Source organism: Streptomyces sp. NPDC002130 (assembly GCF_040296465.1).
In the GTDB taxonomy this organism is placed as follows: domain Bacteria; phylum Actinomycetota; class Actinomycetes; order Streptomycetales; family Streptomycetaceae; genus Streptomyces.
Genome location: NZ_JBEOXI010000066.1, coordinates 1 through 24715, shown reverse-complemented (window position 1 = coordinate 24715; position 24715 = coordinate 1). Strand labels below are relative to the sequence as shown.

Below are 24715 nucleotides of genomic sequence, written 5' to 3'. Positions count from 1 at the left end.
TCACGCCAGCCGGATCACGTTCCAGGACAGCGGCTCCAGGACGGCGCTGAGCGTGCCGTCCCGGAGGGCCGTGCCGTCGACCGGGTGGGGGGCGACCCGCTCGGGTTCGTCGAGGGTGTTGCGGGCGTCGGGGTCGGCGTCCGCGAGGGCGCTGTGCTCGACGACCCGCGTCAGGTCGAGGGCGGACAGGGCGACTTCGAGGGGCAGGGCGTCGGTGCGGCTGCGGTTGACGGCGAAGACGGTGACGGTGCCGTCCTCGGCGCGCACGGCGGTGGCGTGCAGGAGGTCGGTCTCGCCGTACTTCTTCGTCTCGTACGTCGGGGAGTCCACGCGGACGTCCAGGACCTGGCCGCGGCCGTACCGCGCGGCTTGGGCGAAGGGGAAGAACGTGGTCTGCCGCCAGGCCGGGCCGCCGGGCTCGGTCATGATCGGCGCGATGACGTTGACGAGCTGGGCGAGGCAGGCGACCGTGACGCGGTCGGCGTGCCGGAGCAGGGCGATGAGGAGCGAGCCGAAGACGACGGCGTCCATGACGCTGTAGTTGTTCTCCAGGAGTCGGGGGGCCTCGGCCCAGCTCCGCGCGCCGGAGTTCTCGATCTCGTGCCACTCCGAGATGTACCAGACGTTCCACTCGTCGAAGGAGAGGTTGATCCGCTTCTTCGACTTCAGCCGGGCGCCCACGTGGTCGGCGGTCGCGACGACGTTGTCGATGAAGGACTCCATGTCCACGGCGGACGCGAGGAAGGAGTCGACGTCGCCGTCCTCGGGCCAGTAGTAGGCGTGCAGCGAGATGTAGTCGACGAGGTCGTACGTCTCCTTCAGGACCGTCGCCTCCCACTCGGCGAAGGTCGGCATGGACTGGCTGGAGGAGCCGCACGCGACGAGTTCGACGCCGGGGTCCATCTGGCGCATGGCCCGGGCGGTCTCTGCGGCGAGGCGGCCGTACTCCTCGGCCGTCTTGTGGCCGGTCTGCCAGGGGCCGTCCATCTCGTTGCCGAGGCACCACAGCCGGATGCCGAAGGGGTCCTTGTCGCCGTGGGAGACGCGCAGGTCGGACAGGGCGGTGCCCGCGGCGTGGTTGGCGTACTCCTGGAGTTCGAGGGCCTCGGCGACGCCGCGCGTGCCGAGGTTGACGGCCATCATCGGCTCGGCCTGGGGGCCGATCTTGCGCAGGAAGTCGATGTACTCGGAGAGACCGAAGCGGTTGGACTCCGTCGAGTGCCAGGCGAGGTCGAGGCGGCGGGGGCGGTCCTCGGCGGGGCCGACGGAGTCCTCCCACTTGTAGCCGGAGACGAAGTTGCCGCCGGGGTAGCGGACGGCTGTGACGCCGAGTTCGCGGACGAGTTCCAGGACGTCCTGGCGCAGGCCCTTGTCGTCGGCGGTGGGGTGGTCCGGTTCGAAGACGCCGGTGTAGACGCAGCGGCCGAGGTGTTCCACGAAGCTGCCGAAGAGGCGAGGGCTGACCTCGCCGACCGTGAAAGCGGGGTCCAAGGTGAAGCGGGCGGTGTGCATGGTCGCCTTTCGGGGTGGGTGGTGCGGGTTCGGTCGCGACGGCGGCGGCGTGGGGGGCTGGTCGCGCAGTTCTCCGCGTCCTTGGGGTTCGGTATTTCGGATCGCGCTCGTTACCTCGAACGGGACCGTAAATTCGAAGCGCCGACGCGTCAATGGTCCGGCTCGGCCGTGGCGGGACATTCCAGGCAGGAACGGCCGTTCTCCGGTGAACATCGGCCGTCGGATCGCATGACGCGCACACTTTCGGGCGCGTAGTCTCGGACGCGCCGGCAGGCCTCGGCCGGCGCCGAGAAGGGGGAGCGATGGACATCGCGGGCGCGCGGGTCAGGGCCGCCCGAGTCACCGCCGCGCTCAGGCGCTCACGCAGTGGCTCAGCCATGCGCGGCCTGGCCGCCGAGCTCGCCACCGCGGTCCGGAAGAGACCCCAGCGCCCCACCGACGTACGGTCGCTGTGCCGGGCGCTGTGCGAGGAGATGAGTGCGCGGCGCGGCGGACGCCCCGTGGAGCTGCGGTTCGAGCGGTTTCCGGACGAGATAGAAGTGACCGGCCTGTGGGTGGAGTTCCAGGACTTCGACCTCGTCATCGTCGAGGAACGGGCCGAGGCCGTGCAGCAGCTGGTCATCCTCGGGCACGAGCTGTGGCATCTGCACGCGGGGCACGGGCATCACCACGGGGCGGGCGCGGCGGCGGCCCACGCGTTCGCCGACCGGCCGGGATGGGAGGACGCCGCGCTGGCGGTGGCCGCCCGCAACGGCTCCCGGGAGCGGGACGAGGCCGAGGCCGATGCCTTCGGGCACCGGCTGGCGGCGGGGTGCCGGGCGCTGCTGTCCGGTGGAGGCGGGGCCGACGTACCCCTCGAACCCGTGCAGCGTTCGCTGTACTACCGGGGGCCGCGAGGAGGTGCGGCACCGTGACGACGGTGGCGCTGACCCCGGCCGAGTTCGTCAACCAGTTCTATCCGAACTTCTGGTGGATCCCCGCCGGGGTCCTGGCCGCGGCCCTGGCCATCAAGCTGCCGAGCATCATCCGGCTCTGGAAGGATCCGATGCTGCGCGCGGTCGGCGGGCTGCTGCTGCTCGCCTGCGCGGTGTTCGTCTTCGTGGCGCCGTCGACGATCGCCCGGGTCAACCGGCTCACCGGGGTGGCGAACTTCTCCGGGCCCTGGGTCTACTCGCTGCTCACCGCGTTCTGCGCCTTCTGCCTGCTGCTGATCATCTCCTGGCGCAACGGCCTGTCCGACCGCTCGGACCGCACCCGGCGCGCGATGCGCGGGGTCGTGGCGGTCTATTCGGGTGTCATCGTCGCGATGTGGGTGCTGTTCGCTCTCGCCGACGTGCCGGTGGAGCGGCTGCGGGATCTGGACACGTACTACGCGAACACCCCGTACATGCGCGAGGTGATCGTGCTGTACCTGCTCGCGCACACCGTGGCCGCGCTGGTCACCAACGGGCTGATCTGGAACTGGGTCCGCACGGACGGGCTCGACTCGCTGCTGCGCTGGGGGCTGAAGTTCCTCGGCGTGGGCTACGCGGCGCAGTTGCTCTTCGACGCCGCCAAGATCAGCGCCGTGGTGGCCCGTTGGTCCGGGCGGGACGTGGACTGGCTGAGCACGGCCGTCGCCCCGCCGCTGGCCTGCCTGTCCGCCGTGCTCATCGCGGTCGGCTTCATCCTCCCGCACGCCGGGCAGTACCTGCACGGCCGCTGGCACGTCCGGCTCGCCCACCACGAACTGCGGCCGCTGTACCTGCTGATGAGGACGGTCAACGGCGAAGGGGTCCCGTTCCTGCTGCGCGCGACGCCGGAGCTGCGGCTGGTCCGCCGGGAGACGTTCATCCGCGACGTGCTGCTGCCGCTCGCCCGGCACATCGACGAGGACCGGCGCCAACGGTTCCACGACGCCGCCCTCGCCCTCGGCCACCCGCCCGACCGGGCGAAGGCACTCGCCGCCACCGCGGCGATCCTGGACGCGGCCGACGCCAGGGACCGGACGCGGGAGGACGACGGCACCGGTGCCCGGGACACCACGGACCTGCTGCGCGAGATCGGCGCCGTGTCCCGGGCCCTGCGCCGCACGGAGGACCTCCGGGCGATCCGCGCCCTGGCGCGTGACCACACGGACGGCAAGTCGCTCACCGGCTGACCACGGCCCGGCTCCCGGCCTTCTCGGGTGTCGCGGCCGGTGCCCTGCCGGGCCGCCTGCCCGGACGAGACCCCGCACGAAAGGCTGCGGGCACGGAACGTGAAGGTACGGTGAGAGCCGTCCGGAACGAGGCCCGCATGGCTCGAAACCGCCGCCGACGCACGGGCGTTGTGCCCCGCGCGGCTGTGGCCGGACGTCGGGGAATGCCCACAGGGCAAAGGAGCCTTCATGGCTGAGTGCGAGGAGTCGCATGTCGCGTAGAGCTGTCGTCATCGGTGCGGGTCTGGCCGGCATGCTGGCCGCGGCGGCCCTGTCCGCCGTCGCGGACGAGGTGGTCGTGCTCGACCGCGACGATCTGCCCGAGGGGCCGGAGCACCGCAAGGGTCTGCCGCAGGGACGTCACGCGCATCTCCTCATGGCCGGCGGTCTGGCCCCCATGGAGGACCTGGTGCCGGGCGTGAGCATGCGCAAGCACCTGCTCGCCGCCGGTGCGCACGAGATTCCGCTCGGCTCGGGCATGGTCGCCCTCACGCCCGAGGGCTGGTTCCGGCGCTGGCGTCACCCAGGCCCGAGCATGCTGACCTGCACCCGGGCCCTGCTCGACTGGGCGGTGCGGGGCGCCGTGCTGGACAGCACCGGGGTGGTGATCCGCAAGGCGCGGGTGCTGGAGCTGACCGGGTCGAGGCAGTGTGTGACCGGGGTTCGCCTCTCGACCCCTGACGGGGAGGAGGAACTCGCCGCCGACTTCGTGGTGGACGCGAGCGGACGTGGCTCGCGGATCGTGACCTGGCTGGCGGGGCTGGGCGTCGACGGCGTGCGCGAGAAGACGGTGGACGCCGGCCTGGTGAACGCCACCCGTCTCTACCGCACTCCCGAGGGAGCCGGGCGGTTCCCGCTGACCATGGTGCAGTCCGATCCGTATCAGGGGCGGCCCGGCCGCAGCGGCATGGTGCTGCCGATCGAGGGCGACCGCTGGATGGTCAGCCTCGCCGGCACACGGGGCGGTGGCGAACCGCCGTCCGACCCGGACGCGTTCGTCCGGTACACCCTGGACCTGCCCGACCCCATCGTGGGCCGGCTGATCTCCGGCGCGGAACCGCTCACCGACGTCCATGTCAGCCGCAGCACCAGCAATCACCGCCGGTACCTGGAGAAGGTCCGCTCCTGGCCCGAACGCCTCGTCGTCCTCGGTGACGCGCTGGCCACGTTCAACCCCGCCTACGGCCAGGGCATGTCGGTGGCCGCGCTGGGCGCCCGGGAGCTGGACCGGGAGCTGCGGCGGTCCGGCCTCGGCGAGCCCGGGCTCGCCCGGCGGGTGCAGCGGCGGGCGGCCAGGCCGGTGGAGGCCGCGTGGACGATGGCGGTGAGCCAGGACGTCTGGTACCCGGGGACGCGTGGGGGCTCGCCCGGCATCGCCGACCGTCTCGTCACCGCCTACATGCGCCGCATGATCCGCACGGCGACCGGTTCGTACACGGCGGCGTCGGCGCTCTGGGACGTGATGAGCATGACGACGGGGCCGACGCGGCTGCTACGGCCATCGACGGTACTGGCGACCTTGAGCGGGCCGCCGTTGCCGGCGGCGGTGGGGGCGCCGCTGACGGAGGACGAGCGGGCGGTCCTGCGGCGGCTGGACCGGACGGGACGCTGAGGGCGGTGGCGGGAACACCGCCGTAGGAGCGGGCGGCGAGGACGACGGGCCCTCGACGGCGGTCCGGTCCGGTAGGGCGCGCCCCGTCGGCGTCCTCGCGTGCGGGCGTCCCGGGGGCCTGTCGCCCCCCCCCGGTCCCGCCCGCCCGCTGCTCGCCCCCGCCCCTCGTCAGCCGGCGAACGCGGGCTCTGCCAGTCCCTTGCCCGCCCCCGGCACCACGAACAGGGATCCCGCCAGCGCGGGCGGCTCGGTCAGCCCCACCCGGGCCGTCGTCACGTACAGGTCGGTCAGCCCCGCCCCGCCGAACGCGCAGGCCGTCACCAGCGGCACCGGCAGCTCGATCACCCGGTCCAGCTCACCGTCGGGCGTGTACCGCCGCACCGCCGACCCCTGCCACAGGGCGACCCACACGCACCCCTCGGCGTCCACGGTCAGCCCGTCCGGGAAGCCCGCGCTCTCCTCGATCTCGGCGAGGGTCCGCCGCCCGGAGATCCGGCCGTCCGCGTAGTCGAAGACGTCGAGGCGCCGGGTCGGGGAGTCGACGTAGTACATGAGCCGCCCGTCGGGACTCCACCCCGTGCCGTTGCTGACGGCCACGTCGTCGAGCACGACCTCGGCCGTGCCGTCGCCGGTCACGCGGGACAGCGTGCCGCCTCCCGGTGCCTCGTCGTAGCGCATCGTGCCCGCCCACAGCGCGCCGTCGGGCGCGACGGCGGCGTCGTTGGCGCGGCGGCCGGGGACCGGCTCGTGGTGGAGCCAGCGGAAGGTGCCGTCGGGGTCGAGGAGGCCGACCCCGTCGCGCAGGTTCAGCACCAGTCCGCCGCCCGCGCGCGGCTTGACGGCGCCGATGTGCTGTTCCGTGCGGCGCAGGGTGCGGCGCCCGGTGGCGGGGTCGTAGGTGTGCAGGCGGGAGCCCAGGATGTCGATCCACAGCAACCGGCCGGTCGCCGCGTCCCAGGTGGGTCCCTCGCCGAGTTCGGCCTCGGCGCGCACCGCGACCTCGTACGGCGTCGTCATGCCACGCTCCGGTGGCCGAGGTGCTCGGACAGCTCGGCGGCGCCCTTGACGGCGAGCTGCTCCAGCTCGGCCCGGCGCTCCTCGCTCCAGCGGATCATGGGCACGGAGATCGACAGGGCGGCGACTACCTGCCCGGTGCGGTCGCGGACCGGCGCTGCCACGCAGGACACGTCCGGGTTGGACTCGCGGTTCTCCACGGCGAGGCCCCGCTCACGGATCTCGGCCAGGGCCTCGCGCAGCGCGCCCGGGTCGGTGATGCTGTTGGGGGTCATCGCGACCAGCTCGGCGCTGTCCGGGATGCGCGCGGTGAGCTCCGGCTCCGGAAGGGAGGCCAACAGCATCTTGCCGACGGAGGTGCAGTGGGCGGGCAGCCTGCGGCCGGCCGCCGACACCATCCGCACGGCGTGCGTGGAGTCGACCTTGGCGATGTAGATGACGTCCGTGTCCTCCAGGATCGCCACGTGCACGGTCTCGTCGCAGGTCTCGGCGACGGACCGGGCGACCTGCTGGCCCTCGGCCGCGAGGTCGAGCTGCTCGGAGTACCGTGCACCGAGTTGGTACGGGCGTACGCCGAGCCGGTAGCGTCCGGGCTGACCGGGCATCGGAACGATGTACTTCCGGGCGGCGAGCGTGGTCACCAGCTCGTGCACGGTGGTGCGCGGCAGCTGGAGCTTGCGCACGATGTCGGGGGCGGAGAGCGTCCCGTCCCCGTCGAGGAAGAGCTCCAGAATGTCGAGAGCCCGGGTCACGGCTGGTACGAGGCGTCCCACGACCGGCCCCCTCCCTATATGTCTCAGGCGCCTGCGTTCGAGATTTCAACAGGCGATCGGCATGACGAACACAGGCTAGCCATAGAGATATGTCCGGGCAATGGGCGGAGTCCCGGCGAGCGGAAACCCACGAGCACCCCACGTGCACGTTCTGTGCACATTAAAGTGCCGGGTGTGCGACACGTCACAGGTGTCGCGAGGTGGGGGGATTCTGTGCGTGACATGACCATGGGCTCGAACGTGTCCTTAACGGCCCTGAGCGAGAACGTCGGCTCCGCGATCGTGAGTCTGGGCTGGTCCAGCCCGACCGGGGAGGGCGACGCCGACGTGTCCGTCCTGCTGCTGAACGGCAACGGCAAGGTACGCAGCGACGCCGACTTCTACTTCTACAACAACCCGGTGGCCGCCGACGGCAGTGTGCAGTTGCTCGGCAAAGAGCCGAGTGGGGACGGCAGCGAGGACCGGATCAGCTTCGACCTCACCGCGGTCCCGGCCGAGGTGGAGCGGATCGTCGTCGCCGCGAGCCGTTATGAAGGGGCGCGCTTCGGCGAACTGAACGACCTGAAGGTGACGCTGGCCGACGCGGGCGGTGAAAGCCTCCTCCGGTTCGTCATCGAGGACGCCGGCCAGGTGAGCGCGATCATCTTCGGTGAGCTGTACCGACGGGGCGAGGAGTGGAAGTTCCGGGCCGTCGGTCAGGGCTACGAGGGCGGGCTGGCGGGGCTGGCGACGGACTTCGGCGTCGACATCGAGGACGACGAGACGGAGCCCGCGACGGAGGCGGCCGAGGAGCCCGCCGCCGGCACCGCCGATGCTTCCCCGCCGGCGACACTGGAGGCCGTTCCGGCCCCGCGCCCACCGGCCGAGGAGGTGGCCGCGCCGAAGAAGCGGACAGCCCGGCCCCGGACCGCCAAGAAGAAGGTCGCACCACCCAGGCCGCCCGCCAGGAGCCTCGCGGAGAACGAGACCTGGAGGCAGGCTCGCCTCTTTCCGGTGTCAGCGCTCAAGAACGACCGGGACCGGGAGACGCGGGCCACGTCGGTGCTGCTGTCGGTGATGGCCCAGGTGCCCCGGTTCGGCAGACGCATCACCGCTCCCTTCGGCGCTCCGTCCGGCCGGATGGAGACGTTCACCGAAGTCTCCCTGCCGCACGGCGACACGCCCCGGCGCCCGGACGGGGTGATCCGCGTCGAGCGCGCCGGCAAGCTGTGGACGGCACTCGTCGAGACCAAGACCAACGGCAACCCCCTCAAGTCCGACCAGGTGCAGGCCTACATGGACATCGCGGCCCGGCGTGGCTACGAGGCCGTGATCACCCTGTCGAACGACGTGGCGCTGGAGGGCAGCCCCCTGGTCGACGTGAAAATCGACCGGCGGCGCAAGCACCAGGTGGCGCTCTGGCACCTGTCGTGGGCCGAAGTGGCCCATCAGGCCCAGATGCTCATCCGGCACGAGGGCGTAGGCAACGCGGCGCGCACCTGGCTGCTCCAGGATCTGCTGCACTACCTCCAGCACGACAACTCCGGCTGTCACGGCTTCCAGAACATGGGCGCGGCCTGGGTGCCCGTACGCAACGGGATCGGTGACGAGACCCTCTGCCAAGGCGACCCGCGCGCCCTGGAGGTCGTGGAGAGCTGGGAACGGCTCATCCGGCAGGTGTGCCTGCGGCTCGGGGGCGAGCTCGGGCAGAAGGTGCTGCCCGCCCAGCGCACACGGCGTGGTACCGACCCCGGGGCCCGCCGCGCCCGCCTGGCCGACCAGCTGTGCGTGGAAGGCCGGCTCCAGGCGGAGTTGCGTGTCGAGGGCGCGCCCGGTCTGCTCACCATCAGCGCCGATCTGCGGACCGCCAAGCTGCGCACGTCGGTGGAGATCCCCGCACCCGAGCAGGGCTACCCCCTGACCTGGGCCAAACGCCTGGTCCGCCGCCTCGCCGAGGCACCGGCGGATCTGCACGTGGAGACCCTGGTGGAGGGCGAGACGGGCGGCCCGCGGGGCACGCTGGAGCGGCTGCGTCCCGAACCCGCGGACCTGCTCCCGAAGGACGGCTCGACCCGCATCACCGGATTCCGGCTGTCTCTCTTCAAGGGCATGGGGAGCGGCCGCGGCAGTGCCGAGTCCGGCTTCATCCGCAGCGTCGACGACGCCGTGCACCGCTTCCACACCTCCGTGGTGGTGCACCTGGACGCCCCGGCTTCCGGGCGCGCCGCGGGGAAGGAGCGGGCCACGGTGTGACCCGCCGGGGCGGCGCTGCTCACCGGGCACGCCGCCCCCGTGCCACCCCCAGCTCCCCCCGCAACCGCTGCGCCCGCAGCACCAGTTCCAGTTCGAAGCGGCGGTCGGGGTCGTCGATCTCGTCGCCCCACAGTTCGCGGATCTGGCGCAGGCGGTAGCGGACCGTCTGGGGGTGGACGCCGAGGCGGGTGGCGACCTCCGGGGCGCCGCCGCGGGTCTCCAGCCAGGCCAGGAGGGTCTCGGCGAGGCGGCGGCCGTGCGTGGGGCCGCAGTGGGTCAGGGGGGCCAGGCACCTCAGGGCCAGGTCGTCGATGAGTTCCTCGGGCTGGAGGAGGACCAGGGCCTCGGTGTGCTCGGTGCAGTAGAGGACCTCGCCGGAGGGCAGGAGGCCGCGTTCCATCAGACGGACCGCGGCCTCCGCCCAGCGCAGGGACTTGGCCGCCTCGGTGAGCGGGACCGGTGGGCCGATCGCGCCGGACCAGCCGGCCAGGGCCCGGTGCATGAGCTCGGGGCGGCCCGCCGCGTCCGGCTCGGGCACGACCATGCGCGGCTGCTCGTACTCCATGTCGAGCAGGACGCCCTGGCCGACCGCCGGGGCCATCGCCTCGCGGGCCGGGCGGAGCAGCACGCCCACCGCGACCTTGGCCGGTAAGGGCCAGCCGATGCGGGCGGCGCGTTCGGTCAGGGCCTCGGCCGGGTCGCCGCGGTGGTTCTCGGCGAGGAGCAGCTCCATGAGGCGGCGTTGCAGGCGCAGGCGTTCGCCGGCCTGGCGTGCGGCGGCCTCGGCGTAGCCCCGTACGGACTGGTCGACCAGGCCGTCCAGGTACTCGTAGCCCGCGTCGACGAGTTCGTACATCGCCGGGGGCGGGATCTCCACGCGCTGGCCGATGTCGGCGAAGCGGCGCCAGGCCAGCCGTACGCCCATGCGGTAGATGGCCTGGAGGGAGTCGAGGGAGCGGCCGTTCAGGCCCTCGCCGCGGCCGAAGTCCTGGAAGACGCCGGGCGGGACGGTCGGGCGTCCCTCCGAGTGCTCCAGGTGCTGCACGAACACCTCGATGGCGCGGCGGATGCCGACCAGGGCCATCGGCTCGCCGGAGTCGTCGAGGACGACGGGCAGATGCGGGTACTCGCGCTGGATCTCACGGAGGATCTCCTCGGCGAGCGCGGGCGCCTCGGCCATGGCGATGGCGGCGAACCGGCGCACCTGGAAGCGCGGTACGTCGTGCCAGGCCGAGCGCGTCGAGAGGGCGGCTGCGGTGCGGGCGGCCGTCACGGTCAACGCCCCTGCCCTGTTTGCTCGTACGTGATCAGGGGGGTGTTCGGTTGGTCGGGTGTGGCTTCGAGCAGCGCGACCACGCCCAGCGCGGCGCCCACGGCGAGGGCGGCGGCGAGCGCGACGGTCAGCGCGGCAGCGAGCAGTCTCGACATCGCAGGGTCAGCCTCTCTGTCCGGATTCGCCCGGAGATCGTCCGGAGGTTGCCCCACCCCGGCACCCCGTCCCTGCCTGTCGCGCCCAGTCTCGACAAGCATTGACACCCCGTCAAGAGCGGCCTACGGTTCCCGGCCCAGCCGCACGTGCGCATCCCACCGCCGTGCCGGCCCTCTCGTACGTCGAGCCGTCCCAAGCCACTGGAGTGCCCGGATGCGCCGTACAACCTCTCCCTTTTCCCTGGTCCTGCTGGGTCTCGGCACGTTCCTGCTGGTGCTGGCGCCGCTGCTCGCCTGGTACGTGGAACCGCGTGCCGCGGTCAATCCGATCGACATCGACACGACCGCCGTCTACACCGGCCGGGGCAGCGTCTTCGACACCGACCGGATCGAGACGGTGCCCGGCCGGAAGATCACCGTGACCCAGCGGGTGCGGGGCAACGTCGAGGACAGCGAACGCAGCGGCAACGCCGTCTGGGACGTGACGACCACGGTCGACACCGACAAGTCACTCCCGGCCGCCGATCCGCACGACGCGCTGGACTTCGTCCCCCACCGCTGGGTGATGGACCGGAAGACCACGCGGCCGGTGCACTGCTGCGGGGAGAAGCCGTACATCGAGGGCGAGGCGTATCTGAAGTTCCCCTTCGACGTGCAGAAACGCTCCTACCAGTGGTGGGACAACACCCTCGGCGACACGGTCGTACTGCGCTACCGGGGCACCGCGAAGATCCAGGGCTACACCGGCTACAGGTTCACCGGCTCCGTGCCGCCGACGAGGACCGGCACGCGCATGGTGCCCGGCAGCCTCGTCGACCAGCCGGACCGGCCGCAGGTGCCGGCCGAGGAGTGGTACTCCAATCACGGCTTCGAGCTGGTCGTGGACCAGGCGACGGGCCGCGTGATCTACGCGCAGACCGGCCCGCGGCGGACGCTGCGGGCGCCGGGCGCGAAGAAGGACGCGGCGGTGCTGCTGGACAGCCGGAAGGTGTCGTTCACGACCGCGACGCAGAAGGAAGCGGTGCGGCAGGCGAAGCGGGACAGCGGGCAACTCCGGCTCGTCGGAACGACGTTGCCGATCGGGGCCGCGGTGGGCGGCTTCGTGCTCGCCGTTGCGGGTGGCGTTCTCGTGGCGCGTGGGCGGAAGGAGCCGGAGAGCCCCGTTCCGACCGAAAGGTCCGATACGCCCCAGTCCACCCTCACGATGTGATGTGACGTCAGCTCCAACAAAGCCCGAAATTGTCACGTCGGTGAGTAGCCGTGGCGAACGTCCGGGCGAAAACTGTCCAACCCCACCCGAGCACATCCCGTCCACACTCCCCTCCCAGGAAGAGCTCAGGCCCCCCACGGGCCGCCCCCCTGCGACGACCACACCCCCCACGTTTTCCCCACGCTGAGTTCCACACCCCAACACGAGTTGGAGCACCCATGCCCCAGCACGTACCGTCCGCTCCCCCACTCTCGGCTTCGCTCGAGCGGGGGGACCCCCACCGCGCCGCGTCCCCCAGCGCGCCGCAGCACCTTCCGGCGCTCCCCCCACCTCCGCGCCGGATCGTCTTCCTCGCCCATCGTGATCTGGACAACCCGTCCGCCGGCGGCTCCGAGCTGCTGGTCGACCGACTCGCCGACGGACTGACCCGCATGGGCCACCAGGTGACCCTGCTGTGCGGGGGGCCCGCAGCCTTCCGTGACTACCGGGTCGTGTCGGCGGGCGGCCCGTACGGGCACTACCTGCGCGCGAGATCGGCCTTCACCCGCCGCGTCGGCGACTGCGACCTGCTGGTCGAGGTGTGCAACGGCATGCCGTACCTGGCGCCGCTGTGGCATCGCGGGCCGACCCTGACCCTGGTCAACCACGTCCACACGGATCTGTGGAAGATGCGCTTCGGCGGGCCGCTGGCACCGGCGGCACGGATCGGCCGAAGACTCGAACACTGGGCGCTGACGGGGGCGCAGCAGCGGAACCTGCTCGTCGCCGTGTCCTCCTCGACCGCCGAAGCGCTGCGGGCGATCGGGGTCGAGCGGGACCGGATCAGGGTCGTGCACAACGGGGTCGAGGAGCCGGGCCCGAGGGCCGATCGCTCGGCCGAGCCGTTGTTCGTCGCCGTCGGGCGGCTGGTCGAGTACAAGCGGGTCGATCTGCTGCTGCGGCTGTGGGAGCGGGTGCGGCCGGTGACCGGCGGCCGGCTGGTGATCGTCGGTGACGGGCCCGAACGGGAACGTCTGGAGCGGCTCGCCGGTCCCGGTGTGGAGTTCACCGGCTACGTGACGGAGGCCGAGAAGCACCGACTGCTCTGCGCGGCCTGGCTGTTGCTGCACCCGTCCGCGGTGGAGGGGTGGGGTCTCGTCGTGACGGAGGCCGCGGCCCGGGAGACGCCGAGTGTGGCCTTCGACGTGCCGGGGCTCAAGGACTCCGTGGTGGACGGTGAGACCGGGATCCTCGCGCGCGGTGAGTCCTCGTTCGCCGCGGCGTGGTGTGCGCTGGCCCTGTCGGGGCGACAGCGGGAGCTGATGGGCAAGGCGGCGCGCGAGCGGGCGGCACAGTTCCGGTGGGACCGGACGGTGCGGCAGTTCCGGGTGGTGGCCGCCGAGGCGGTGAGGGGCTGGGGGCCGTGACACCGCCCCAGCGCCCACGCGGCGGAACCGCACATGCCACCGCCCCGAGCCCCCGGGCAGGCACCTCCCGGCGCCCCGGCTGGAAAGATCCCTCGTTCCGGCGCTCCCTCGCCCTGTTCCGCGCGTTCCGCCACGAGCAGGACGACCCCGCGGCCTGCTACTCCCTGCTGGCCCGCGACGCCGCCGACCAGGTCGAGGCCTACGACGGTTCCGTCGCCGGGCGTACCGTCCTCGACGTCGGTGGGGGCAGCGGGTACTTCACCGAGGAGTTCCGGCGCCGCGGGGCGAACGCGTTCCTGTTCGAGCCCGACATGGCCGAACTCGGCGAGAAGCCCCCCGACTCGGCGGTCGTCGCCGACGGGTACCTGCTGCCGCTGAGGGACGGCGTCGCGGACGTCACCTTCTCGTCCAACGTGCTGGAGCACGTGGCCGATCCGGAGACGTTCCTCAGTGAGCTGGCCCGGGTGACGCGGCCGGGCGGGCTGATCTACGTGTCGTTCACCAACTGGCTGTCGCCGTGGGGCGGGCACGAGTGGGCCCCCTGGCACTGGTTCGGTGCCGAGCGGGCGCGGGCCCGCTATCTGCGACGGACGGGCAGGCCGGCCAAGCACACGCTCGGCGAGAACCTGTTCGCGGTGCACATCGGCTCCACCCTGCGGCAGGTGCGCGCCCGCGACGACGTCACGATCGTCTCGGCGCGTTCCCGCTACTGGCCGTTCCTCGCGGAGGCCGTCGTCAAGGCGCCCGGCATCCGCGAGTTCGCCACCTGGAACCTCCTCCTCATTCTGCGGCGGTGTCCTACATGACAACCACGGTCCAGGCTCCTCCCCCGGCAGCCGTCCCCACCACCGCGACCGCCTCGGGCCCGCCCGACGGCCCGCGGTCGCGGCGCTGGCTGCTGGGGTTCTGGGCCGTGGTGTTCGTGTTGTTCCTCGCCGTGCGGCCGGGGCGGCAGACCTTCGACACCAAGCTCGGGGTCACCGTCGATCCGGGGCAGTTCCTCGCCGATCTGGGCCAGTTGTGGCACGACCGGGCCGGCTTCGGCGGGATCCAGGACCAGTACGTCGGCTATCTGTGGCCGATGCTGCCGTTCTACTGGCTGTGCGACCTGCTGCGGCTGCCGGTGTGGCTGGCGGAGCGGCTGTGGCTGTCGCTGATCGTGTCCGTCGCCTTCTGGGGGGCGTTGCGGCTGGCGGAGCGGCTGCGGGTGGGCAGCGGGGCGTCCCGGCTGCTGGGCGCGGTGGCGTACGCGCTGTGGCCGCTGTTCACGACCGTCGTCGGGTCGACGTCGGCCGCCGCGCTGCCCGGCGCGTTCCTGCCGTGGGTGCTGCTGCCGCTGACGAACGAGCGGTACGCCGCCCGGGTCGCGGCCCTGCGGTCGGCGCTGCTCGTGCCGTTCATGGGCGGGGTGAACGCGTCGGCGACGCTGGCCTCCCTGCTGCCGGTCGGGCTGTATCTGCTGTCCCGGCCGCCCGGCCCCCGGCAGCGCAAGCTGATCGCCTGGTGGACCCCGGCCGTGATCGTGGTGACCGCCTGGTGGTGGGTGCCGCTGCTGCTGCTCGGGGTCTACGGCGAGAACTTCCTCCCCTATATAGAGACCGCGCGGACGACCACGGACACCATGTCGGCGACCGAGGCGCTGCGTGGCGCCGGGAACTGGGTCGCCTATCTGCACCTCGGGGAGGCGTGGCTGCCGGCCGGCTGGGCCGTGGCCTCCTCCGTCGTCGTGATCCTCTGCTCGGCGCTCGCGGCCGGGCTCGGGCTCGCCGGACTGGCCCGGCGGGACATGCCCGAGCGGCGCTGGCTGGTGCTGACGGTGCTCGTGGCCGCGCTGGTGCTGCTCGCCGGGTACGGCGGGGCGTTCGGAGCGCCGTTCCACGGGGTGGTGCAGGGCTGGCTGGACGGGTGGCTGTCGCCGTTCCGGAACATCTACAAGTTCCAGACCGGTGTGGCGCTGGCGCTCGTGCTGGGTCTGGCGCATCTGGTGGGTGTGGCCGCCGAGCCGCGCGGGGCCCGGCGGGTGCGCGGCCGGCGCTTCGCCCCGCTGATCGCGGCCGTGCTGATCCTGCCGGGACTGCTGTGGCCGTACCTCAACGGCTCGATCCTCAACCCGGGTTCGTTCCGGAAGCTCCCCGCGTACTGGCAGGCCACGGCCGACTGGCTGGAGAAGTACTCCCCCGACTCGCGTGCCCTGGTCGTCCCGGCGACCGCGCACGGCGTCTACACCTGGGGCTCGCCCATCGACCAGCCGCTCGACGTGCTCGCCGAGTCGCGGTGGGCGCAGCGCGACTACGTTCCCTTCGGCACCCCCGGCAACCGGCGTGCGATGGACGCGGTCGAGCAGGCCCTGATGTCCGGTTCCGAAGTGCCGGGGCTGGCCGACTACTTGAGCCGGGCCGGGCTGTACTACGTCGTCGTACGCAATGACCTCGACCCCGACCAGATCGGCTACGTGCCCACCACGACCGTCAAGCGCACCCTGGAGCAGTCGGGGTACGAGCGGGTGACGGGGCTCGGGCCGGTGATGACCGGCGGCCGGATCGCGCAGGACGCGCCGCTCCAGGTCGAGGGGCTGTACCCGCGGCAACGGGCCGTGGAGATCTACCGGCCGACCGGTGAGGACGTGGTCCGGCCGGGGCAGGCCGGGCTCGCCCCGGTCGCCGACACGGCCGTGGTGTCCGGCGGGCCCGAAGCTCTGCTGCCGCTGGCGGAGCGGCTGCGCGGGCGGGCGACCGTCCTGGCCGGTGACAACCACCCGGGGCTCGGCACCCCTGCCGTGCGGGTGCTGGGTGACGGGCTGCGGCGGGCGGACACCCGGTTCGGGCTGGTCAGCGCCGGTACGTCGTACACGTACACGCGCGACGAACGCAATGCTCCCGACGCGCTGCAGGACCCTGGCGAGAAGCCGCGCCAGATCCTGCCGACCGAGGGCACCGAGCACCAGACGGTGGCCGAACTGCGCGGCGCCCGCTCGGTGTCGGCGTCCTCGTACGGCAACTGGCTCTTCCATCTGCCGCAGTACGACCCGGTGAACGCCTTCGACGGCAACCCGGACACGGCCTGGGCGGAGGGCGCGCCGGACACGCCGGACGGGCAGTGGCTGCGCATCGGCTTCACCGGCTCCTACGACATGCCGTCCTCCTTCAAGGTGACGCCGCTGCCGCAAAAGAGTGTGCGGGCGGCGGCGACGAAGGTGCGGGTGGAGACCGAGAAGGGCGAGAAGACCAGTTTCCTCCAGCCGAACGGCAAGACGCAGCGGATCAAGGCCCCCGAGGGCGCCACGGGTTGGATGAAGCTGACGATCGCCGACTCCGTGGAGCGCCGGTCCGGGCTGACCGGCGCGGGCTTCTCCGAGATCGACCTGCCGGACGTGCAGGTGACACGGCTGCTGCGGCTCCCGGCGGACGCCGAGGACACCACCTCGGCCGCGACCGTCGTCTCCCTGCACCGCGCCTCCGACCCCACGGGCCTGTCCGCGACCGGCACCGAGGCCGGTCTGCACCGCCGCTTCACCACCCCGGCCGCCGGGACGTACGAGGTGAAGGCGAGCGCGGTGCCCGTGCCGGGCGCCGAACTCGACGAGCTGCTCTACGAGGTCGCGCCCGAGCAGCAGTCCCGGATCGTCGCCACCGCCGACTCCACGGCCGGCCTCGGCGCGGGCCTCGCGGCACGCAACCTCACCGACGGCGACCTGACGACGGCGTGGATCGCGGGCGACCGGCCGACGATCCACCTGCGCTGGGAGGGCAAGCAGCCGGTCGGCGAGCTGGTCCTGGCCCCCGCGGGCGGTCTGTCCGCCCGCGCGTCCGAGGTGCACATCAGCTCCCCGGACGGCGCGGCCATCGCCGGCGCCGACAAGAACGGCTGGGTCCGCTTCCCGCCGATCACCACCGACCGGCTCGACATCACCATCACCGAGACGGCCCCGCTGACCCTGCACAACCCGGTCGCCGACGAGGACCTGCGCCTCCCGGTGGGCCTCACGGAGGCGTACATCCCGTCCCTCGACCAGTACCGCACCCCGCAGCCGGACGGCACCCGGAAGTTCTCCGTGCCGTGCGGCAAGGGTCCGGTGGTGGCGCTGGACGGTGAGCTGTACCGGACGGGCGCGAAGGGCACCGTGCGGGACCTGGTGGAGCGGCGGGGCGTGGAGGTGACGCTCTGCCAGGAGGGCCGGGACGACACCGAGGTGCGGCTGGACGCCGGCGAGCACCGCCTGGAGGGCGGCGACGCGGGCCCGCTCGCGCTGACGGACGTGACACTGACCCGCGGCACGGTCCCCGAGGCCGCAGCGGCCGGGCGTGACCTGCGGATCCGGGACTGGCTGGGCGACCGGCGCGCGGTCACGGTCGGCTCGGGCGCGGCCTCGTACCTCACCACGTACGAGAACTTCAACGACGGCTGGCGGGCCACGCTGAACGGCAAGGAGCTGACTCCGGTGCGGCTGGACGGCTGGCAGCAGGGCTGGCGGGTCCCGGCCGGGGCGGGCGGCGCCGTCGAGCTGTCCTACGAGCCGGCCACGACGTACGACGCCGCCCTGATCGGCAGCGGCGCCGGCGTCGCGGTCCTGCTGGGCCTGGCGCTGTGGCGCCGCCGCGCCCCCAACCCGGACGCGGCCCAGCCGGCCCCGCCGCTGCCCGGTCTGTGGCTGGGCACGGTGGCGCTGACGCTGGTCGCCGTGGTGATCGCGGGCTGGTTCGCGCTGCTGGTCCCGGCGCTGGCGCTGCTCGCCGCGCGGCGGCACGCCCTGCTGGTGCCGATCGCGTTCGCCGCCCTGGCGGGAGCCGGGATCGTCGCGGCGTTCGGGGCCGGGGAACCGGTGGGCGCGGGCGGGGGCGCCTTCGGGCACCTGGCCCAACTGCTCGCGCTGATCGGCCTGTTCGCGGGACTGGTGAGCCTGCGCGAAGGGCCGCCTCCCAAGGCGCCGACGCAAGAACTGCCGAGGACGGACACCGGGGAGGGCAAGGCCGTATGACGGCACCGGTACGCATCCCGTTCCCGGTGGTGGACGAGGTGTCCCGGCACTGCCTCCAGGAGGCGGAACCGGAGACGGTCCACATCGAGGTGCACCTCCCGGGCCCCCTCGACCAGGGGCGTCTGCGCAAGGCGTTCCTCGAAGCCCTGCACCGGCATCCGCGGATCCTGATGCGGGAGGCGCGGGGGCCCTGGTACCGGCGGCAGTACGAGTGGGAGCTGACGCCGGAGCCCGATGTGGAGGTGGTGACCTTCGTCCCGCCCGGCCCGCGGGCCCTGCAGAACGCCAGGACCCGGGCCCTCACGGACGCCCCTCCCCTGTCGATGTCCCCGCCGATCCGGCTGGACGTGGTGGACTCGGTCCTGCTGCTCACCATCAACCACACCGCCCTGGACGGCCCGGCCTGCCTCCGCGTCCTGGCCACGGCCGCCGAGCTGTACGGGGGCCGGGACAACTCCCCGGCGGCGCCCCCGGTCCGCCCCGCCGAACCCCGCCGCGAAGTCCTGGACACCCCGGCCGGCTGGTCGCCCCCCGCGCGGGTGGCGCACGGCACGCCCGAACCCTCCCCCGGCAACGGCGTGCTCGTGACCGAGCTGCCCCTCCCGCACCGCCCCAAGGGCTCCCCGTACACCGTCAACGACCAGCTCATGGTGACCACGGCCCTGACCATCGCCCACTGGAACCGGGAGCACGGCGCCCGGCCCCGGCCCCTGCGCATCACGATGCCCGTGGACGACCGGCCCCGTGACACCACGATGCCCATCGGCAACGGCACCCGCCTGGTGGAAGTCCCGTTCGCGCCGGGGGAACTGGACGTCACCGACATGCCGGCCCTGCTGCGCCGCACCGCGGAACGGACCCGCGCCCTCAAAGCGCTCCCCCGCCCCCAACTCGGCCACGGCGCCGCCCTCCTGACGGCCCCCTGGGCGCCCGTCGCGGCCCGCGCGGCCCTCACCCGCGCCCTGCGCAGGGCCGCCGCGCCCTGGACGTCGACGACCCTGCTCAGCAACATCGGCCGGATCCCGTACCCGCTGGACTTCGGGGAGGAGGCGGGCCGGGCGCACGCGGTCTGGTTCTCCGCCCCGGCCCGGATGCCGCGGGGCCTGACGGTGACCACCGCCTCCACGGCCGGCCGTCTTCATCTGGCCCTGCGCTGGTCGAAGGCGCTGCTCAGCCACGGCGACGGCGCCCACCTCCGCGATCTCTTCGAGCACTATCTGCACACCACGGAGGTGACCCCGTGACGGCACCGACCACCACCGGCGCCGCGCCCCGCGGCCTGCGCGACTTCTACGAGAACCCCGCCGTGCCGGTCGCCTCCGGCACCCCGCGCAGCCTCCGCCAGGCCCGCATGCTGGCCCGCGCCCTGAACGGCCCGGCGACCGCGAGCCCGCAGACGATCCTCGACATCGGCTGCGGGGACGGCACCGCCGCCGCCACCGCCGCCCCGCTGCTGCCCGGCCACCGCGTCATCGGCGTCGACTGGTCCCAGGACGCCCTGCGCCGCGCCCGCACCCGCATCCCGTACGCGGTGCGCGGCGAACTCACCGGTGGCGGACTGCCGTTCGCGTCCGGGTCGGCCGACGCCGTGCTGTTCAGCGAGGTGATCGAGCACCTCGTCGATCCGGACGCGGCCCTCGACGAGATCCGGCGGATCCTGCGTCCCGGGGGGCATCTGATGCTGTCCACGCCGAACCTGGCCGCCTGGTACAACCGCGGCCTGCTGCTGGCCGGCGTGCAGCCGGTGTTCTCGGAGGTCAGCCTGCGCGGCATCCACGGCCGCCCGGGCAAGGAGGTCGTGGGGCATCTGCGGCTCTACACCGCTCGCGCGCTCAAGGAGTTCGTCGCCGCGTCCGGATTCGACGTCGTACGGCTCGAAGGGGCTCCCTTCCACGGCGTACCGCGCCCGCTGCGGCCGCTGGACCGGCTGGCCTGCGCCCGGCCGCAGCTCGCGTCGATCCTGCTGCTGCACGCCAGGAGGACGTAGCCCATGTGGTGGGGAGTGGCCGCGGCCCTGCTGGCGAACACCCTGTACAGCCTGGGCTTCGTGCTGGAGAAACGGGCGCTCACCGCCCTGCCCGAGGTGACGATCCGGCAGCCGGCCAGGCTGCTGCGCCTCGTCGTCGGCAGCCCCCTGTGGATCGGCGGGTCCCTCGCCCTGGCCGCGGGTTTCGCCGCGCAGCTCGTCGTCTACCGCACCCTGCCGATCGCCGCCGCCCAGGGCATCTTCGTCTCCGGCCTGGTGCTGCTCGTGCTGCTGTCGGCGCGGCTGCTCGGGGAGGAGACGTCCGGCCGGGAACGGTACGCGCTGGGCGCGATCCTGCTGGCGCTGCTGATGGTGGTGCTGTCGCTGCGGGAGGGGGCGGACACCGTCAGCCAGGACGCGCCCTACCCGCTGGTCCTGCTGGTGTGCGTGCCGTCGCTGGCGGCCGGGGTGTGGCTGTACGGCTCCGCCGAGCGGCGCACCCGCAACCGGCACCGGCGCCCGACGACCGGCGTCGAGTACGGCGTGGCGGTGGGCCTGCTGTACGGGGTCAGCTCGCTGGCGATCAAGGGCGTCTCCAGTCATCTGACGACCGACGGGATCGGCGGTGCCGTCCTGGATCTGCTGAGCTCCCCGTACCCCTATCTCCTGGCGTTCACCGGTGTGTTCGGACTGGTGATGTCGCAGGCGGCGCTGCAGCGCTGCCGGGCCTCGCTGATCGTGCCGGTGTGCACGACCGTGACGAGCCTGTTCACGGCGGTGCTCGGCACGCTGTCGTTCGGCGAGGCCCTGCCGGACGAGCCGCTGCGGCTCGCGCTGCGGGTGGCGGGCACGGCTCTGGCGGTTGCCGTGCTGCTGACCATGCCGAAGCACGACGCTTCTCCCCAACCCTCCCCACCCGCCAAGGAGCTGACCTCACCGTGAAGCCCGACGACCCGCTGCTGAAGATCCTGGCGTGCCCGATCGACAAGGGCCCGCTGCATCTGCTGGCCGAGGAGGCCGGGCGGGAGGAGGCGCTGTACAACCCGCGCCTGCACCGCCGTTACCCGATCACCGACGGCATTCCGCAGCTGCTGCCGTCCTCGGGCGAGCAGGTGCCGGACGACGAGCACGAGAAACTCCTCAAGAGGATGGCACCGTGACCAGCCTGGCGGCTCGCGTCGCCCCCCTGCTGCCCACCCGTCTGGTGGCCGCGACGGCCCGGGCGCTCTATCCCCGGTTCGAGCCCGAGCTGGCCCGGCTCGCCGAGCTGTGCCCGCCGGGCTGCCGTACGGCGGTGGACGTGGGTGGCTGGTACGGGCCGTGGACGCACCGCCTGTCCGGCCTCGCCGAGCAGGTCGTGACCATCGAGCCGGTGCCCCATCTGGCCCGGCTGCTGGCCGCCGCCGCCCCGCCGAACGTCCGGGTGGTCCGTGCGGCCGCCTCGGACCGGCCGGGCATCGCCCGGCTGTGGCTGCCGTCGGACGACTCGGGCGACCGGGGCGTGTCCTCACTGGTGCGGCGCGACATCCACGGCCGCGCGCTGGACGTGCACTGCGTCACGCTGGACGAGCTGGGTCTGCGCGACGTCGGCTTCATCAAGATCGACGTGGACGGCAACGAGCCCGCGGTGCTGCGCGGCGCGACGGGCCTGCTGGCCCGTGACCGGCCGGCCCTGTTCGTGGAGCTGGAATCCCGCATCCAGCCGATCGCGCCGGTCGTAACCTACCTGTCCCTGCTGGGCTACGACGGCTGGGTCCTGCCCGGCGACACCTGGGTGCCGCTGGCGAAGTTCCCCCTGGAGAGCCACCAGGCGGACGCGTCCTACGTCGTCTCCCACGGCCTGCTCCGCCGGGTCCTGCCCTCCCCGCTCCTGCGGGGCCCGCGCTACGTCAACTCCGTGCTGTTCCTGCCCGACGGCCGCCGCCCCGGCAGGGCCCCGGTGGGCGACGATGGGTCCCATGCCCTCCGGAAAGCGCCCCGCTAGCCCCTTCACCCCGCTCGACTTCCAGCTGGTGCTGCTGCGCCGCATGGCCGACCACAACCCCGGGCTGGTGGAGGACGCCCGCCATGAGCTGGGGGTGTCGATCGCGGACATGCGCGAGGCGAACAAGCGCTGGCAGGCGATGGTCCGCTCCCCTCGATCCCGCGCGCCGCTGTCCCTCCCCCAAGTTCTCGGCTCCGCTCGAACAGGGGGGACCCCCATCCGCCAGGTGCTGGGCGAACCGGAGTCCCGCACGCCGCGCCGGATCGGCGATCTCGACTGCGAGGCCTGGCTGTGGCCCGTGCCGCTCTGGCCCTCCCTGCGCTTCGAGGTGCTGACCGGCCCGAACCGCGCGGTGTGGAACGAGTGGCTGGTCCGAGCCCCGGGCGTGAAGGGCCCCGTGCTGCGCACCCTGGACGACCTCACCCCCTGGTCCTGCACGGTCGACGAGGCGGCCCGCGCCTTCGCCCCGGCACGCCCCCTTGAAGGCACGGCCCCGACCCGGTGGGGACTGGCGTTCACCGCGCCCGACGCCGAGGGCGTCCGGCAGGAGGCCGTCGCGGAGTTCACCTGGGGGCTGGTGCAGCGGGTGTCCGTCACCGGCCGTCAGGACTGAGAGGCCTCGACCCGGTCCAGGGCCGGGAGGAACTGGTCGTAGAAGGCGGTCTTGAGGTGCAGGGCGCGCTCCTCGGTCTCGCGGAAGGCCTCGGCCGAGCCCTGCCGCGCGAGGAGGTCGCTGATGCGGGTGGCCAGGCGGTCGGAATGGGTGGCCGACAGCAGGGAGACGGTGGTGAGGGGGTGGGCCTTGGCGTCGTGGACGTAGTGCGGGTAGTAGAAGCGGGAGCGGTTGCGGCCGCCCTCGCCCGCCAGCACCGGTTCCATGCGCCGCCACAGGTGCTCGTACTCGACGGACACCAGGACCTCGCCCCAGAACCGCAGGAACGTCAGCAGCCGCAGGTCGGCGTCGTCGTGTCCGCCCGCGTCGGCGATCAGCGCGAAGGCGTCGTCGATGGCCCGCCGGGTGGCCTCGGTCGGCCGGGAAGCCACCAGTTCCGCACGGCTGATGCCCAGTTGGAGCAGGTCCTCCTTCATGTCCTCGCGGTGCGAGCGCGTGTGGCCGCGGCCGTCCGGGTACTCCTCGCGCAGGATGGCCCGGGCGATCCGCAGGCCCGCCTCGTCGGACAGCAGGTCGATCGCCAAGTCGTAGGAGGGTGTGAAGGCCAGGGAGACGAAGCGCCGCTGGAGCAGCAGCGCGGCGAAGTCGGCCTCCGCAAGGCGTCCGGTGCCGGCCAGCACGGGATGCTGCCGGAACCGCTCGATCAGGTCGTCCTCGAACGCGTCCAGGTCTCTCATGTGCCTATCCCTTTCCACGGGTCGCAGGTGTGCCGGCGGTTCACCGGCCGGTGTCGACGGACCTGCGCCAGTCGTCCAGATCCACGTCGCGGCCGATGCGCCACAGCGTGTCCAGTTCCTCCTGGATCTCCCCGCCCATCACGGTGTTACTGCCCTCGATCTCCAACTGGGTCGAGTCGATGGCGAGTTGGCCGTGCAGGAAGGAGCTGACCAGATAGTGTTCGTCGGCCTTGTAGACGGCGATCGACGGCAGCGCCTGGTAGACGCGCACCTGCAACCGCGCCCGGTCGCCGTCGCGCACGCTCTGGAAGAGGGACGCGAGGGTCGACAGGCAGCGGGCGACACCGGCCTGGACGTCCTCCTCCAGGGCCGGGTCGCGCAGGCCGCGCAGTGCCTCGTTGCGCAGGTCCGCGACCGGTGAGGACGGGTGCAGCAGCAGGACCCGCACCCTGACGCGGCGGTCGGCGATGGCCTGTTTCAGCGCCGACTCGAAGCGGTGCACGTTCGGGATCCAGGTCTGCAGGATGGTGACCTCACGCTCGGCGCCGTTCAGGAAGCCCTCGAAGGCCTCCTCGGGAAAGCGCCGGTGCACCCGCACCACACCGCCGTAGTGGTCGCGCTTGCGGTCGCGTGCGAGGGCGTCGATGTCCAGCTTGGACAGCTGGGTGCTGATGTTGTCCAGCGCCTTCAGCCGTTCGATCTCGAACAGCAGGAACAGCGTGACCGTGCTGAGGGTCAGCAGCGTGAGCTTCGCAACGGTACCGCTCGCCAGACCGTCGAGCAGGTCCAGCTGATCGGCGAGGGTGACGGCGATGCCGACGGCGGCGGTGAGGCCCAGCACGATGCGCTCGGCCCAGTAGCGAAAGGTGCTCCCCATGCCCACTCCAGCGTGCGGCTCGACGGCGTCGGCGATGACCGTACATCGCGACTTTGGGCCAAGTGCGGGACATTCGCCAGTAGTTCGCCCGGATACGTGAGTCCTAGGGCCTGTCGTTTGGATCAGGCCGCAGGGAATCGGCGGATTCTTTCAACGCCGGTGAGCGGGGCCTGGCGCGTGGAGCTGCAAGGCGGAGG

The 24715-nt window shown here is 72.7% G+C and carries 21 protein-coding genes; 14 read left to right on the top strand and 7 right to left on the bottom strand.

Features of this window, described 5'->3' with window-relative positions:
• Positions 1-1512 carry an arabinosylfuranosidase ArfA gene (arfA, locus tag ABT116_RS15390; protein ID WP_351632901.1) on the bottom strand — a complete coding sequence of 504 codons (1512 nt, stop codon included), beginning with the start codon at positions 1510-1512 and terminating at the stop codon, positions 1-3.
• Positions 1513-1814: 302 nt separating this feature from the next.
• On the opposite strand from arfA, the gene ABT116_RS15385 reads away from it, so the two are divergent.
• The 3 genes from ABT116_RS15385 to ABT116_RS15375 all read left to right on the top strand — a co-directional run bounded on the left by ABT116_RS15385 (position 1815) and on the right by ABT116_RS15375 (position 5303).
• Positions 1815-2426: a toxin-antitoxin system, toxin component family protein gene (locus ABT116_RS15385; protein ID WP_351632898.1), complete on the top strand. Its 612-nt coding sequence runs from the start codon at positions 1815-1817 to the stop codon at positions 2424-2426.
• Positions 2423-3652, top strand: coding sequence for a DUF6545 domain-containing protein (locus ABT116_RS15380; protein ID WP_351632895.1), 1230 nt, complete (start codon positions 2423-2425; stop codon positions 3650-3652). The genes ABT116_RS15385 and ABT116_RS15380 overlap by 4 nt, the downstream gene beginning before the upstream one ends.
• Before the next feature lie 250 nt (positions 3653-3902).
• Positions 3903-5303, top strand: coding sequence for an FAD-dependent monooxygenase (locus ABT116_RS15375; protein WP_351632892.1), 1401 nt, complete (start codon positions 3903-3905; stop codon positions 5301-5303).
• Positions 5304-5471: 168 nt separating this feature from the next.
• Here ABT116_RS15375 and ABT116_RS15370 read toward each other — a convergent pair whose 3' ends face one another.
• On the bottom strand, positions 5472-6320 hold the full coding sequence (locus ABT116_RS15370; RefSeq protein WP_351632889.1) for an SMP-30/gluconolactonase/LRE family protein: 849 nt from the start codon (positions 6318-6320) through the stop codon (positions 5472-5474).
• The gene (locus ABT116_RS15365; protein ID WP_351632886.1) at positions 6317-7090 is read right to left on the bottom strand and encodes an IclR family transcriptional regulator; all 774 of its coding nucleotides are present in this window, start codon (positions 7088-7090) and stop codon (positions 6317-6319) included. Before ABT116_RS15365 ends, ABT116_RS15370 begins: the two co-directional genes overlap by 4 nt.
• A 222-nt stretch (positions 7091-7312) precedes the next feature.
• Between ABT116_RS15365 and ABT116_RS15360 the strand changes: the two genes are divergently transcribed.
• Positions 7313-9322 (top strand): TerD family protein, encoded by a 2010-nt coding sequence (locus ABT116_RS15360; RefSeq protein WP_351632934.1) that lies wholly within the window; start codon positions 7313-7315, stop codon positions 9320-9322.
• A 19-nt stretch (positions 9323-9341) separates the two neighbouring features.
• Here ABT116_RS15360 and ABT116_RS15355 read toward each other — a convergent pair whose 3' ends face one another.
• Both ABT116_RS15355 and ABT116_RS15350 read right to left on the bottom strand, forming a co-directional pair.
• On the bottom strand, positions 9342-10595 hold the full coding sequence (locus tag ABT116_RS15355; protein WP_351632883.1) for a PucR family transcriptional regulator: 1254 nt from the start codon (positions 10593-10595) through the stop codon (positions 9342-9344).
• Between the two features lie 2 nt (positions 10596-10597).
• Entirely contained in the window at positions 10598-10750 is a 153-nt protein-coding gene (locus ABT116_RS15350) for a hypothetical protein (protein WP_351632880.1), read from the bottom strand.
• 214 nt (positions 10751-10964) lie between these two features.
• On the opposite strand from ABT116_RS15350, the gene pgfA reads away from it, so the two are divergent.
• The 10 genes from pgfA to ABT116_RS15300 all read left to right on the top strand — a co-directional run bounded on the left by pgfA (position 10965) and on the right by ABT116_RS15300 (position 22904).
• Positions 10965-11960, top strand: coding sequence for a cell envelope lipid trafficking protein PgfA (gene pgfA, locus ABT116_RS15345; RefSeq protein WP_351632877.1), 996 nt, complete (start codon positions 10965-10967; stop codon positions 11958-11960).
• Positions 11961-12178: 218 nt separating this feature from the next.
• Positions 12179-13366, top strand: coding sequence for a glycosyltransferase family 4 protein (locus ABT116_RS15340; RefSeq protein WP_351632874.1), 1188 nt, complete (start codon positions 12179-12181; stop codon positions 13364-13366).
• Between the two features lie 113 nt (positions 13367-13479).
• Positions 13480-14172 (top strand): class I SAM-dependent methyltransferase, encoded by a 693-nt coding sequence (locus tag ABT116_RS15335; RefSeq protein WP_351632932.1) that lies wholly within the window; start codon positions 13480-13482, stop codon positions 14170-14172.
• A complete protein-coding gene (locus ABT116_RS15330) occupies positions 14169-18341 on the top strand; it encodes an alpha-(1->3)-arabinofuranosyltransferase (RefSeq protein WP_351632872.1) in 4173 nt (1390 codons plus the stop codon). Before ABT116_RS15335 ends, ABT116_RS15330 begins: the two co-directional genes overlap by 4 nt.
• On the top strand, positions 18338-19585 hold the full coding sequence (locus tag ABT116_RS15325; protein ID WP_351632869.1) for a condensation protein: 1248 nt from the start codon (positions 18338-18340) through the stop codon (positions 19583-19585). Before ABT116_RS15330 ends, ABT116_RS15325 begins: the two co-directional genes overlap by 4 nt.
• Positions 19582-20328 carry a class I SAM-dependent methyltransferase gene (locus ABT116_RS15320; protein ID WP_351632866.1) on the top strand — a complete coding sequence of 249 codons (747 nt, stop codon included), beginning with the start codon at positions 19582-19584 and terminating at the stop codon, positions 20326-20328. The genes ABT116_RS15325 and ABT116_RS15320 overlap by 4 nt, the downstream gene beginning before the upstream one ends.
• Before the next feature lie 15 nt (positions 20329-20343).
• Complete coding sequence (locus ABT116_RS15315; RefSeq protein ID WP_351632930.1) at positions 20344-21249, top strand: hypothetical protein; 906 nt, start codon at positions 20344-20346, stop codon at positions 21247-21249.
• Entirely contained in the window at positions 21246-21467 is a 222-nt protein-coding gene (locus ABT116_RS15310; protein ID WP_351632863.1) for a Trm112 family protein, read from the top strand. Before ABT116_RS15315 ends, ABT116_RS15310 begins: the two co-directional genes overlap by 4 nt.
• Positions 21464-22291 carry an FkbM family methyltransferase gene (locus ABT116_RS15305; RefSeq protein WP_351632860.1) on the top strand — a complete coding sequence of 276 codons (828 nt, stop codon included), beginning with the start codon at positions 21464-21466 and terminating at the stop codon, positions 22289-22291. The genes ABT116_RS15310 and ABT116_RS15305 overlap by 4 nt, the downstream gene beginning before the upstream one ends.
• Positions 22257-22904, top strand: coding sequence for a hypothetical protein (locus tag ABT116_RS15300; protein WP_351632857.1), 648 nt, complete (start codon positions 22257-22259; stop codon positions 22902-22904). The genes ABT116_RS15305 and ABT116_RS15300 overlap by 35 nt, the downstream gene beginning before the upstream one ends.
• On the opposite strand, the gene ABT116_RS15295 is transcribed toward ABT116_RS15300, so the two are convergent.
• On the bottom strand, positions 22895-23641 hold the full coding sequence (locus tag ABT116_RS15295) for a hypothetical protein (RefSeq protein ID WP_351632855.1): 747 nt from the start codon (positions 23639-23641) through the stop codon (positions 22895-22897). The genes ABT116_RS15300 and ABT116_RS15295 overlap by 10 nt on opposite strands.
• Before the next feature lie 40 nt (positions 23642-23681).
• On the bottom strand, positions 23682-24518 hold the full coding sequence (locus ABT116_RS15290; protein WP_351632853.1) for a hypothetical protein: 837 nt from the start codon (positions 24516-24518) through the stop codon (positions 23682-23684).
• Positions 24519-24715: the final 197 nt, after the last annotated feature.

Coding starts and splice junctions, on each gene's coding strand:
- arfA (WP_351632901.1), bottom strand. CDS start 1,512: ATGCACACCGCCCGCTTCACCTTGGACCCCGCTTTCACGGTCGGCGAG.
- ABT116_RS15385 (WP_351632898.1), top strand. CDS start 1,815: ATGGACATCGCGGGCGCGCGGGTCAGGGCCGCCCGAGTCACCGCCGCG.
- ABT116_RS15375 (WP_351632892.1), top strand. CDS start 3,903: ATGTCGCGTAGAGCTGTCGTCATCGGTGCGGGTCTGGCCGGCATGCTG.
- ABT116_RS15370 (WP_351632889.1), bottom strand. CDS start 6,320: ATGACGACGCCGTACGAGGTCGCGGTGCGCGCCGAGGCCGAACTCGGC.
- ABT116_RS15360 (WP_351632934.1), top strand. CDS start 7,313: ATGACCATGGGCTCGAACGTGTCCTTAACGGCCCTGAGCGAGAACGTC.
- ABT116_RS15350 (WP_351632880.1), bottom strand. CDS start 10,750: ATGTCGAGACTGCTCGCTGCCGCGCTGACCGTCGCGCTCGCCGCCGCC.
- pgfA (WP_351632877.1), top strand. CDS start 10,965: ATGCGCCGTACAACCTCTCCCTTTTCCCTGGTCCTGCTGGGTCTCGGC.
- ABT116_RS15340 (WP_351632874.1), top strand. CDS start 12,179: ATGCCCCAGCACGTACCGTCCGCTCCCCCACTCTCGGCTTCGCTCGAG.
- ABT116_RS15330 (WP_351632872.1), top strand. CDS start 14,169: ATGACAACCACGGTCCAGGCTCCTCCCCCGGCAGCCGTCCCCACCACC.
- ABT116_RS15325 (WP_351632869.1), top strand. CDS start 18,338: ATGACGGCACCGGTACGCATCCCGTTCCCGGTGGTGGACGAGGTGTCC.
- ABT116_RS15300 (WP_351632857.1), top strand. CDS start 22,257: ATGGGTCCCATGCCCTCCGGAAAGCGCCCCGCTAGCCCCTTCACCCCG.
- ABT116_RS15295 (WP_351632855.1), bottom strand. CDS start 23,641: ATGAGAGACCTGGACGCGTTCGAGGACGACCTGATCGAGCGGTTCCGG.
- ABT116_RS15290 (WP_351632853.1), bottom strand. CDS start 24,518: ATGGGGAGCACCTTTCGCTACTGGGCCGAGCGCATCGTGCTGGGCCTC.